The organism is Propionispira arboris, assembly GCF_900109225.1.
GTDB classification, from domain to species: Bacteria; Bacillota; Negativicutes; order Selenomonadales; family Selenomonadaceae; genus Propionispira; species Propionispira arboris.
The window spans coordinates 74,457-86,548 of sequence record NZ_FNZK01000004.1 but is presented as its reverse complement, the minus strand read 5'-3'; the positions used below and the strand labels follow the sequence as shown (position 1 = coordinate 86,548).

Annotated in this window: 12 protein-coding genes; 5 read left to right on the top strand and 7 right to left on the bottom strand. The window is 37.4% G+C overall.

The window, feature by feature from the left end; all coding sequences use genetic code 11:
- Positions 1 to 10: 10 nt before the first annotated feature.
- A complete protein-coding gene (locus tag BMY14_RS05250; protein ID WP_091829843.1) occupies positions 11 to 295 on the bottom strand; it encodes a hypothetical protein in 285 nt (94 codons plus the stop codon).
- A 153-nt stretch (positions 296 to 448) separates the two neighbouring features.
- Here BMY14_RS05250 and BMY14_RS05245 point away from each other — a divergent pair, with 153 nt between their 5' ends.
- A complete protein-coding gene (locus BMY14_RS05245; RefSeq protein ID WP_091829841.1) occupies positions 449 to 754 on the top strand; it encodes a helix-turn-helix domain-containing protein in 306 nt (101 codons plus the stop codon).
- A gap of 190 nt (positions 755 to 944) precedes the next feature.
- Here BMY14_RS05245 and BMY14_RS20730 read toward each other — a convergent pair whose 3' ends face one another.
- Positions 945 to 1,136, bottom strand: coding sequence for a hypothetical protein (locus BMY14_RS20730; RefSeq protein WP_218144877.1), 192 nt, complete (start codon positions 1,134 to 1,136; stop codon positions 945 to 947).
- A gap of 32 nt (positions 1,137 to 1,168) precedes the next feature.
- Entirely contained in the window at positions 1,169 to 1,360 is a 192-nt protein-coding gene (locus BMY14_RS05235) for a hypothetical protein (RefSeq protein WP_091829839.1), read from the bottom strand.
- Between the two features lie 323 nt (positions 1,361 to 1,683).
- Between BMY14_RS05235 and BMY14_RS05230 the strand changes: the two genes are divergently transcribed.
- Complete coding sequence (locus tag BMY14_RS05230) at positions 1,684 to 2,454, top strand: GNAT family N-acetyltransferase (RefSeq protein WP_177177488.1); 771 nt, start codon at positions 1,684 to 1,686, stop codon at positions 2,452 to 2,454.
- Between the two features lie 157 nt (positions 2,455 to 2,611).
- On the opposite strand, the gene BMY14_RS05225 is transcribed toward BMY14_RS05230, so the two are convergent.
- Positions 2,612 to 3,817: an MFS transporter gene (locus BMY14_RS05225; protein WP_019552454.1), complete on the bottom strand. Its 1,206-nt coding sequence runs from the start codon at positions 3,815 to 3,817 to the stop codon at positions 2,612 to 2,614.
- Positions 3,818 to 4,128: 311 nt separating this feature from the next.
- Between BMY14_RS05225 and BMY14_RS05220 the strand changes: the two genes are divergently transcribed.
- A complete protein-coding gene (locus BMY14_RS05220; protein WP_091829835.1) occupies positions 4,129 to 5,121 on the top strand; it encodes a D-isomer specific 2-hydroxyacid dehydrogenase family protein in 993 nt (330 codons plus the stop codon).
- Positions 5,122 to 5,294: 173 nt separating this feature from the next.
- Here the strand turns inward: BMY14_RS05220 and BMY14_RS05215 are convergent, their stop codons facing one another.
- On the bottom strand, positions 5,295 to 5,972 hold the full coding sequence (locus tag BMY14_RS05215) for an HAD family hydrolase (RefSeq protein ID WP_177177487.1): 678 nt from the start codon (positions 5,970 to 5,972) through the stop codon (positions 5,295 to 5,297).
- Positions 5,973 to 5,997: 25 nt separating this feature from the next.
- On the bottom strand, positions 5,998 to 6,990 hold the full coding sequence (locus BMY14_RS05210) for a Gfo/Idh/MocA family protein (RefSeq protein WP_091829831.1): 993 nt from the start codon (positions 6,988 to 6,990) through the stop codon (positions 5,998 to 6,000).
- 304 nt (positions 6,991 to 7,294) lie between these two features.
- Between BMY14_RS05210 and BMY14_RS05205 the strand changes: the two genes are divergently transcribed.
- The gene (locus BMY14_RS05205) at positions 7,295 to 8,527 is read left to right on the top strand and encodes an EAL and HDOD domain-containing protein (RefSeq protein ID WP_091829829.1); all 1,233 of its coding nucleotides are present in this window, start codon (positions 7,295 to 7,297) and stop codon (positions 8,525 to 8,527) included.
- Between the two features lie 203 nt (positions 8,528 to 8,730).
- Positions 8,731 to 9,909 carry a pyridoxal phosphate-dependent aminotransferase gene (locus tag BMY14_RS05200; protein ID WP_091829827.1) on the top strand — a complete coding sequence of 393 codons (1,179 nt, stop codon included), beginning with the start codon at positions 8,731 to 8,733 and terminating at the stop codon, positions 9,907 to 9,909.
- Between the two features lie 77 nt (positions 9,910 to 9,986).
- Here the strand turns inward: BMY14_RS05200 and BMY14_RS05195 are convergent, their stop codons facing one another.
- Positions 9,987 to 11,963 (bottom strand): FAD-dependent oxidoreductase, encoded by a 1,977-nt coding sequence (locus BMY14_RS05195; protein ID WP_091829825.1) that lies wholly within the window; start codon positions 11,961 to 11,963, stop codon positions 9,987 to 9,989.
- Positions 11,964 to 12,092 lie beyond the last annotated feature (129 nt).

Here is a 12,092-nt window from a genome sequence, read left to right as displayed (position 1 = left end):
ACCCTCTTTTTCACCTTCGTACCGGCGACCATAACATAGACTGAACTATAAGCTTTATCGCATCCGAAAACCCTTGGTTATAATATATATCTTCTGCCGTCACTTCTCTGTACGAAAAATTATCACATAAATAATGAAATACTTTCAAATCTTCTCCGACTAACGTTTTATCAAGAATATCAACCATTTGATTATTCTCTGCATACAATTTACTATAAAGGTTCGATACATCTTCTAAATTTTTGCCATCATGCACATTTCGTAATGCTTCTGTTATTATTTCAAAAATATCCATAATTCACCCTCCATTTTCAACATTATATTGATCTTTATTTTATTTTAATCAACAAAATGTTTAATATCAATATTTATTTCAATTTTATGTTGATTATTATTTTGTTATCAACGTTTTGTTTATATAATAAGAGATCAGAGGAGGTCTTTCTCTATGCGTTTAAAAGAATTACGACTTCGACAAAATTTAAACCAAAAAGATATTGCGAAATATATTAATAAAACTACACAAGCTTACAGCTTGTATGAACGTGGTGAACGCGATCCTGATTCAGCAACACTTATTCTACTAGCGGATTTTTTTGATGTAAGTTTAGACTATCTCCTTGGTCGCACCGACCAATCTAAGCCCACTATCCCACCAGTCGAAAAAGCATCCGGTGATTTACCACAAGAAGCTCTCGATCGAATCGAAGAATTTAAAGACTTGATGCGATTAAAATATGGTAAAAATCAATAAAACAACAGCGAGACCAACACTATTTTTGATAGTCGTTGATCTCGCTGTTGTTTTGTCCACACGAAAACCCATATTCTTAATTTATCATCAAAGTGCTCTTAGCACATAAATTTCAGCACAACCACAATCTAAAAAACACTTACAACAAAAAAAATGACCCCTACACAGTTTCCCCGACAAGTCGATCGTCTCATTTATGCATTGCTTTATTTGCATCTGTTAATTTGTTTATATGCTCTCTATCCCAAAATTCATTTTCCCAATAAAAGCAATCATCCTTTCGTTTCTTAAAAATACGAAATGGCTGATCTGAATTATCATATATATGGAAAATATCACATATTTGTAAAAGAGTTGGCACTTGTACTTTTTCCGCTCCCATTTGGACCGGCAAATACTATAATTTCCGGTTTCTTATGCATATTCTCTGCTCCCGTCAGGGTATTGTATATAAGGAGCCTTCTTTTCGTGGTCATATTTTGATATTGGCAGCCCTTTAATTGTTTTGATTTCATTTTCAATTCGAACTGCCTCACTAAATCTTTTTGTAAGCTCATCATCTGATACACCACAAGTAGAATCCAATTCATTTTGTTCATTCTTCATGATCTATTCCCCCTCGTTTATCTTCATTATATAATATTTTTAAATAATTTGACACACTTACATTGCTCTGCATTTTCTTTTTTCACCTTCATACTGGCGACCACAATATGGATAAAATCATTCTTCAAACAAAATCAAAAAAACCATAGACTTAATTCATCACATAAAATTAAAATTTTTAATCACTACTAACTGTAATATTATTTTTTTAATAAAATGGAGTAAAGATACTTATCATACAAGAACCATTCGCTATTTGACTTTAGCAGGCGACAAGAATAAAATTAGAGATATCAATTGATAATAAAGAGGTGTTCATGTTTATGAATCATTCCATCACACATATTGAAGAATTATCTTTAAATGCCTTTCCAGCATTACAAACAGAAGTATATGATGGTTGGATCTTACGGTTTTCGGATGGTTATACGCATCGGGCAAACTGCATTTGGCCTTTATATGAATCCAGTATCGATCTTGAAACAAAAATCAAGCACTGTGAAAAAAAGTATACCGAAAAAAAACTACCGACTATTTTTAAAATAAGTGATGAAAACAATATGGATTTAGATTTTATATTGAATGCTTCCGGCTATCAATTAGTCAAAAATGTTCAATTAATGGCCTGCAATCTTTCACAAGTGCCGCTCTGGCCTGTGGAAAATATTCATATCACAAAAGGTATGAACGAGTCATGGCTCGATGCCTATATTGATTTCAATGGTACACAGACGAAAAAAGTTCATGATATTGCCGCCCGCATTTTACAAAATGTATCCAGTAATATGTTTTGTGCCGAACTAAAACAAGACAATCAAGTTATGGGATTTGGCCGGGTTGTCCTGGATCAGGAAATTATTGCTCTCTACAGCCTGCATATCAATGAAAAATTCCGTCGTCAGGGTCTTGGAATTCAGCTTTGCAAAGCATTGATGAATGTTGGTATTGAACACGGCGCAAGTATCGCTTGTTTACAAGTAGCAAGCGATAATAAAAGTGCGATTTCCCTGTATGAAAAATTAGGCTTTCAATCGATGTATCATTATTGGTTTCGCGAAAAACGAACCGCCAACAGTAAAGAAATCATTGATTGATTATATGCTGACCATATCAGATGGACCACCCGTTAAACGGGTGGTTTTTAGTTTCGTTATATGATATTCAAATCTACTACAGCATAAAAAAATTCAGGTATCGTAAAATATTACGATACCTGAATTTAGTATGCTAACAATAAATAAATTTGCCAACTTATCCTTTGACTAGAAATTTATTTTTCAAGGGAACTGTTAAGGGAATGGTAAGCAGCGCCACTACCGCAACGATAATTACGCAAACTTTTATCCCAACAAAATCACTTATAATGCCATAAACAGAAGGTGATATTGCCCCTGAACCAATCGTTAATGTATAAAAAATAGCAAAAGCCTGTTGTCTTCTTTTTTCCACTACCAATTCTGGAACGCTCCCATAAAGTACGGAGGATGTTCCATTGAGCACAATACCAATAATTGGCGAAAATACGATTGCGGCATGCAGCGGAAAAACAATCATAGCGAAAATACATAAAGTCGTCATGATTTCGGTAATGATCACCGACCGCAATACCCCAAACTTTACAGCCATCATCCCACAGACAAATTTTCCTGCCGCGCCTCCGGCAAAGATCAGCGAAAGTACTAAGCCGGTGGTTGACAGTGCTGCGCCTTTTTCCTGTAGCAAAAACGGTAAAAACGTTAAAAATCCCATCCGCGTTGCACTATCAACGATACCGATCGTGGACAAAGACCAAAACGCTTCGTTTCCCTTCCATTTGAGGTATCCATCTGCAGCACGAAGTGTTTTGGCTTCCGGAACGTTCGTTTTTGGTCTTGTCTCGCGATTATTCAAAAGAATCACGGCAGCTAGTCCCATGCCGAAAAGTCCCAATATATGACTCACGGACATCCAGCTATATTGCATCATTAAATATGCGGCCGCCCCTGGTAAAACCAGTTTTCCGATATCGCCAGCCACATTAAAAGTACTCAATGCCGTTCGACGGGCATTGATACCTGTATAAGCATTTGAAATCAACAAAGAAGATAGCGGATGTTGTACACTGGCTCCAATCCCGCCAACGGCAAGAATACAGCCTAACATAATAGGACTCCCAGCACTATAACCTAGGAAAAAAACAGCCGCACTTGTAAGAAGTATCCCTGATACTAGTAATTCAAACGCTCCAATTCGCCGAGCAAACGAACTAGCTGGCACTTGAAATCCTGCCAGTGTACCAGAAAAAAGCGTCTTTAAAAAACCGATTTCGGTAAAAGATAAGGCAAATTGTGCCTGCCAAACAGGGAAAAAAACATACAACATATCCGTAAAACCATCTTGAATAAAATGAGCCATACTCCCTGTCCATAAAACTTTTTTATGTGCTGCCAACGGCTCGCCCGTATAACTTTCAGCCATTTTATGCCCACCTATCTATTATTTTTAATTTATTCGATAAATATCCTCTTAATTGTAAGACATTGTCTCTCTCTTGGCAAATTCATAACAACTGATTCTGTATTATTTCAACCTAACAAAGACAATTTTTTTAATGAGAAAAATTTGTCATATGATCAACAAAAACAACCATTTCTTTTAAATGTAATAAATTAAACTCAATATAAGAATATTTAAATCGAATATGTTATAATAATCAAATAAGCGAAACGTAATACACACATTCGTCCATTATAAATGTAAAATCAATGTGATAAAAGGGAGCCGATCTGATGCAAAAGCCAAAAATATGTGTCTTTAACTATCGTGATTTTGATGAAGGAACGTATTTTGAAAAAATCAGCAAAGAATTAAACATTGAACTTGTAATTTGTCCTACCGGACCAACCAAAAACAGCATGGGCCTCGCCAAAGATTGCCAGTGTATCAGCATCATTACAACGCCAATTGATGCTGAGCTTATGGAACAACTTCATTTACTTGGCATAAAAATGATTTCTACGCGAACCATTGGCTTTGATCACATTGATCTGGCAGCGGCAAAAAAATATGACATCGCTGTTAGCAATGCAACTTATTCCACAAATGGTGTCGCTGATTATGCCATTATGTTAATGATGATGTCGGCTAGAAAAATGAAGCACATCATGCAGCGCGCAAATATCCAGGATTTTTCATTGCGAGGTCTGCAGGGCAGAGAATTTGCTGCCTTGACAATCGGCATCATCGGAACTGGAAAAATCGGGCAAACCGTCATTCGTCATTTATCCGGTTTTGGTAATCCAATTTTGGCCTGCTCCTTATATGAATGTGAGGATGTAAAGAAGTATGCTCAATATGTTTCTTTAAGCGAATTGATCCAACGAAGTGATATTATAAGTTTACATACTCCTTTAGATGAAAGTAACTATCACATGATCAACAGCAAAAGCATCGCTGCCATGAAAGATCAGGTGATTTTGGTCAATACGGCCCGTGGTGGTTTAATTGATACCGCTGCCTTGCTCGATGCGCTCGAAAGCGGAAAGATAGGTGCTGCTGCCTTAGATGTCATTGAAGATGAATTTTCCCTCTATTACAATGACTTGAAATCGCAAGTATTGTCAAATCGGAATTTAGCTATACTGCGCAGCTATCCGAATGTCATCGTCACGCCCCATATGGCATTTTATACCGATCAAGATGTACATGATATGGTATATTCATCCCTGAAAAGTTGCTTGCTAGAAATCGCTGGCGAAAAAAATCCTTGGCGAGTCAATTAAAAAAACGCTACACCCCAGAGTTTCTAAAATGCAAGAAAATTACCTCCGGTAAGATCAAGAACTATATCCAAGTCAAAAAAGGCGGGATATCCACAGAATCAACTATGGATATCCCGCCTTTTACATATCGACAGCGTTTTTTTATTGCACTGAAAAAAAATCGTCGACTCTATTTAAATTACAGTATCAGAAAAATATTTTTTAACTTCCAGCAGTGTCTTCATTTCTTTAAATACAAGCTTTTTCGTATCTTCATCCGGTTGTAGTAGATCCGGTACCATAATAACCTTCATACCAGCTCGATATCCGGCTAACACGCCCAGCGGCGAGTCTTCTAAAACAATACAATTTTCTGCCAAGCAGTTCATTTTTTTTGCAACTGCCAAAAAGATATCCGGTTCCGGTTTCGATTTTTTAAGTTCATCTCCATAAAGGGCATAGTCGAATCTTTTTAAAACATTTGCCAGCGCTAACAGATGCATTGCTGTTTTTCGATTTGACGATGTTGCTACTGCTTTTTTTATTTTATTTTTTGCAAGAAAATCCAATAATTCATAAAGCCCCTCTTTGATTGGAACGCCATTGTCTTCTATATATTGTGCTGCAAATTCTAATTTCTTTGCTAAAACCATATCAAACGGAAACGCTTTACCGAAACGCTGCTGATAAATTTCTTTCACACGAATCAAATTAACACCAATCGTGCGACGAAATGTTACTTCATCTAAAGCATATCCATAAAATTCACATGACTTCATAAAACTTTGAAAGGATACTTTTTCTGTATCAAACATTAATCCATCCATATCAAAAATCACTAAGCTGTTGTGTTCATCCAGTATGCTATTCATGACATCGCTTCTTTCTGGGTAAAGTTTAGTTCTTCTCATCTGCCGGAAAGACCAAGCCGATTTCCGCCCGAGCTTGACTCGCAACAGCCATGACTTGCAATGACTGCTCTAAATACGCATAACACCCTGGCAGGTCTTGCCTGCGATAAATTTCTTCAAAAACGATAAATTCATGGACCATCCGATGCTCATACAGATTTTCATTTTTTGTTATTTCCTGCTCTTCTACTGATAGAGTAAACGATTCCAATGTATTCGGTGCACCATGAACTCTGATATAACCTTGTGTTCCTTGTATTGTAAGCAGGCTTGGACTGACTGAGTCCTTTGCCCCGACACAAACTGCCGCAAACCCGTCATATTTCAGTGTAAGCACACCAGATGTATCAATACCATTAAATCCAATATTTGCCATGTAATGTACTTCTTTTGGTGTGCCAAAAAGACCGATAACAAAATTTAGATTATAAATATTAATATCATATAAAGCCCCGCCAGAAAGTTTTGGATCAAATGCCGGTAATACTTCACCTTGCATATATTTACCATAGCGTCTGGAATATTGTGAATAATTACACTGTACCATTTTTATTTCACCAATTTCTGGTAAAGCTTTCTTGATGGCTGTAAAATTGGGCAAGTGCAAAAGCGTAACCGCTTCAAATAAAAATAATTTTTTTTGTTTTGCAAGACTAACCAGTTCTTGTGCCTCCTTGCTCGTCGATGTAAATGGTTTTTCTACAATAACATGCTTACCTGCTAAAAGTGCCTGTTTTACATAACTATAATGCTGGCTGTTTATAATACCGATATAAACAACTTCCAATTCGAGATCACAAAGCATTTCAGCGTAATCCGTATATACTTTTGGTATTTTATATTGATCAGCAAGCGCTAACGCTTTATCTTTACTATGTGAACGTGCCCAAATAGCAATACAGTGAATCGTTTCCACCTGTCTGAGTGCTTCCAATGCCTCACTAACAATGACACCTGTTCCTATAATTCCTAAATTCATACAGCTGCCTCCTCAAAAATAAATAAAATATCAAATCAATCCTATAATAAAAGTATTCGTCAAAAGCTTATAAAACCCTACGTCAATCTGCTGAAGGATAAAAAATACAATTTTATTTTCGTTTTAACAACGTTACAAACTCCACACTATGTATACCGATAAGCCTGACTTTCGCGAGGCAGGTATTTATTTTAAAATGTAGAATTGTATAATGAAGACTTCCATAAAATAGGATACCTATTGACTATTGCTTGCACAGTTCACCTTCACTGTACCAGGCAAGTTACACTGAAAGGAGCTTTTTATGATAAAAGAAAAAGATGTTCATGTAGCACGTCAACCAATTTTCGATGTAAATTTAAATGTTTTTGCCTATGAACTCCTATTTCGCAGTAGTTTTATAAACAGTTATGATGGTACAGATGGAGACCAGGCGACACTAGATGTCATCAACAATAGTTTTTTACTGATTGGTATTGATACCTTAACTTATGGGAAAAAAGCTTTTATAAACTTTACCGCAAACTCCTTGAAAAATAATATTCCAGCGATGCTTCCTAAAGAAATTCTTGGTGTCGAAATCTTAGAAACAGTCATCCCTGATAAAGAAATAATAGAAGCTTGTAAAAAGCTTAAAAAAAATGGATATCTATTGATTTTAGATGATTTTATATTTCATCCGGATTATCTACCGCTCATTGAATTAGCTGATATTATAAAAGTTGATTTTCGGATTACACCACCGGCTGAAAGACGCAATCTTATGCAGCGTCTGGATGGGTATCCAATTAAGTTTCTGGCTGAAAAAGTAGAAACACAAGAAGAGTTTCAGTCTGCTCGTCACCTTGGTTATTCGTATTTTCAAGGCTATTTTTTTTGCAAACCATTAGTCTTATTCGGCAAGAATCTGCCTGGGTACAAAACAAATTATCTGCATATCTTAAAAGAAATCAATCAGCCCGAAGTGGATTTCGCTGCAATTGAAACCATTATCAAACAGGATGTTTCGCTGTCTTACAATTTGCTAAAACTAATCAATGCTCCGATATTTGGTTTTAGAACTACGATACGCTCTTTGCAGCAAGCTTTAGCCCTTCTGGGACAAAAAGAGTTGATAAAATGGATATCACTCATCGCATTGAAGAGCGTAGCAAATGATAAACCAGGTGAGTTAATCTTGAACTCGCTCATCCGGGCAAAATTCGCCGAAAAATTAGCCCAAGAAAAGATATGGCGAAATCGAGTCTCCGATGCTTTCCTGATGGGTATGTTTTCTCATATTGACGTTCTTTTGGATCGACCGATGCTTCAGATATTAGGTGAAATTCCGTTAAAAGACGATATCAAGCAAGCATTACTTGGTCAAGAACACAACGATTTTTCTGTATTATATCAATTGATTAAAACCTATGAAGCTGGGGAGTGGGAACTATATATCCAGTATGTCGAAGAACTCGGTATCGAGGAAAATCTCGTGTTGCAAGCGTACCGTGAATCTTTGATCTGGGCGCATGATTTGCTGCTAGCCAATTATTGAAAAAATGATTGAAAAAGTGATTACAAAAGCATTGGTCGCCAAGGTTTTTATAACCACTTTTTTTATGCATAAATAACCTAAAAAAAAGATTATTTACAAGAATTATGATTTATGTAATTGAATAAAAAATTCATATATGTTATTATGGCTTTAGTTAAATACCTACTTGCAAATTGATTTTGATAGAAACGAGTTGATTGTTTATGCGTAATTTCATTTCCGACAAAGCGGCACAATTCAATGAATCCGTCATTCGTGAAATGTCACGAGTTGCCAGTGCCAACAAGGCTGTTAATCTCGCTCAAGGTTTTCCTGATTTTCCAGCACCAGATGCACTTAAAATAGCTGCAGCGCAGGCTATTTTCAATAATGAAAACCAATATGCTATCACCTGGGGCACAAAAAATCTGCGTGATTCTCTGACAGCAAAAATCAAACGTGATTATGCTGTCAGACTAGACCCGGAAAAACAAATCACCGTCTGCTGTGGTTCCACCGAAGGTATGATCGCATCGCTATTAGCCACCATAAATCCCGGTGATGAAGTCATTGTCTTTGAACCATTTTATGAAAATTACGGAGCGGATGTTATTTTATGTGGTGCCAAACCACGTTATATTACCCTCAAAGAGCCGGATTACCATATCGACCGAGATGAACTCACTGCTTTATTCAATGAGAATACCCGCGGCATTATCCTCAATACGCCAAACAATCCAACAGGTAAAGTATTTAGCCGCGACGAATTGGAATTCATCGCCAAACTTTGCCAAGAATATGATACGTTAGTTTTCAGCGATGAAATTTATGAACATATTGTTTTTGATCAAGCGAAGCATATACCAATCTGGACACTACCTCATATGTTTGAGCGTACAATCGCGATCAACAGCGTTTCAAAAACCTATAGTGTCACTGGCTGGCGCATTGGTTTTGTTACAGCTTCCCCTGAATTGACCGCTTCCATTCGAAAAGTTCATGACTTCTTGACGGTTGGTGCGGCTGCCCCGCTTCAAGCCGCTGTAGCCACCGCATTCCAATTCCCACCAGAATATTATGATAAACTTTCAGCTTTTTATTTGGAACGACGAAATTTTTTGGTAAAGGTACTCAACGATGTCGGTTTTAAATGTATTGTACCAAACGGAGCTTATTATATCATGGCAGATATTACAACTTTCGGCTGGGATGATGATATTGCATTTGCTTTCTATCTGACAGAAACGATCGGCGTAGCTGTAGTTCCAGGTTCTACTTTTTATCGCAATGATGTACCCGATGGGAAAAAATATGTGCGTTTTTGCTTCTGTAAAGAATTTTCTACATTAGAAGCTGCCGCCAAACGTTTAGGCAAACTTAAAAACTATCATAAAAATCCATAAAAAATTCCTGATGTGAATTAAATAATTCACATCAGGAATTTTTTTAGTACCTTGCTATTTTTGTTTTTTCATTCATTTTAAATATTATTAGCAATTTCATAGCCATCCCAAATTGCTTTCATTATAGTTCCTACTTGACGACCATCACCAATTTCATAGACAACAGCTCTGCTCTGTTTCAGTTCAGATGCTATAGATTTTCTTGGTCGGAATCCAACAGCAATTACAACAGAATCAGCTTGTATATCCATTTCACTTCCGTCTGCCGCTAGAACAATTCCATGATCTTTAATCTTTACAATTTTATGTCCATTTAAAACTTTGATATGATGATGCTCAAACAGGTCAAAAATCATTTGTCGGTTTGGAACCGGAACGGGAATGCCCGCCGAAAGGATACTATCCAACGCTTCAACAACCGTAACATCATGGCCCTTCTCAGCATAGGTCAAAGCCATTTCACACCCCACTAAACCGCCGCCAACAATAACAACCTTGTCACCAATTTTCTCTGGATGGTTTAGTGCATCTATACAGCCAATCACTATGTTCTGCTCAATTCCAGAAATTTCTGGTATAATCGGTTCTGCCCCAACAGCAAAAATCATGACGTCTGCCGGTAATTTTTCCAGTTGTTCCGTATCAATTTTCGTTCCCAACTTTATTGTCACCGGCAACTCTGCGAGTTCTCGTTGATACCATGCATTTAAGTCACGAACTTCTGTTTTGAATTTATGCGATCCACCAGGAATCAAATTACCACCCAACGTTTTTTGTTTTTCAAACAAGGTCACGTGATGGCCACGCTTTGCTGCCGTGCGTGCAGCTTCCATTCCAGCAATACCACCACCGACAACAACAACCTCTTTTGTCTGCAACGAAGGCTTTAACCCATGCCTACTCTCTCTCATTGCCGCTGGATTCACAGCACAACCAGGCTGCAAACCTTGCTGTAGTCTAGTAATGCAGGCTTGATTACAGGCCAGACATGGACGAATTTTATCCGATTGTCCCGTTATCACTTTATTCGGATAATTCGGATCAGCCAGGGCCGCTCGTCCCATAACAATAGCATCTACTTTACCATCTCGAATTGCGGCTTCGGCAAGATCCGGATCATTCATACGTCCACCGCCTAAGATAGGAATGTGCACAGCAGCTTTCGCTTTTTCTGCCAAAGCTATTGTATATCCTTTTGGCATATACATGGGTGGACAAGCATAATAAAAAGAATCATAAACGCCTGCATCCACACTTAGCGAATCATACCCATAACCTTCTAATAGCTTGGCGATATGTATTCCTTCTTCTAAAGTTCTTCCAACTTCTTCTTCCCCTGTCAGAGAGGCTTTACCAAACCCTTTAATAAAGGTTTTTAGTCCCAGGCGCATACTAACAGGATATTCTTTTCCACAAACCTGTTTTATGCCTTCAAGAATTTCTTTTGCCGCCCGCAGACGATTTTCCAGACTGCCGCCATATTCATCGTTTCGATGGTTCATGAAACTCATGGCAAATTGATCAAGCAAATAACCCCAGTGAATGGCATGTACTTCCACGCCGGAAAACCCTGATTCTTTAGCCAGCTTCGCTGTCTTTACTACAGCATTAATTTTTTTCTTGATCTGTTCATTTGTTAAAACGGGAGAAAGCATGCCGGCATGACCAAAAACAGGAACTGCCGAGGGGGCTGGTAATTCAGGATAATTTCGCCCTAAGCCCATCGTAATTTGGGCAAATATCTTAGCTCCGTAAGCGCCTGCCCGCTCATTTAATTCTGTTGCAGAAAATTTAAATGCATCGGGTGTCTGCAAAGGACTTGGTCCAATTCCAGAATAAGGATCCACCTCATAATCTGACACAATTGCTCCCGTAAAAATCAAACCAAATCCACCTTTAGCACGTTCCACTAAATATTGGATCGCATTTTCACTAAAACCTCCCTGTGCACTATAATGCTGATTTCCACCTATTGGCGCCATGCAAAATCTGTTTTTCAGCGTCAAACTACCAATTTTAAAAGGTTTACATAAACATTCATAAGAGTTTCCCATATTTTCCTCCTCAAGTATTGTTTGACATACCTATCTTACATAAATACAATTATAGTATAAATTATATTTTAAACAAGTAGACACACTTAATTCCATCTAAAAATATCTAATCAACATCATTTATAAAAT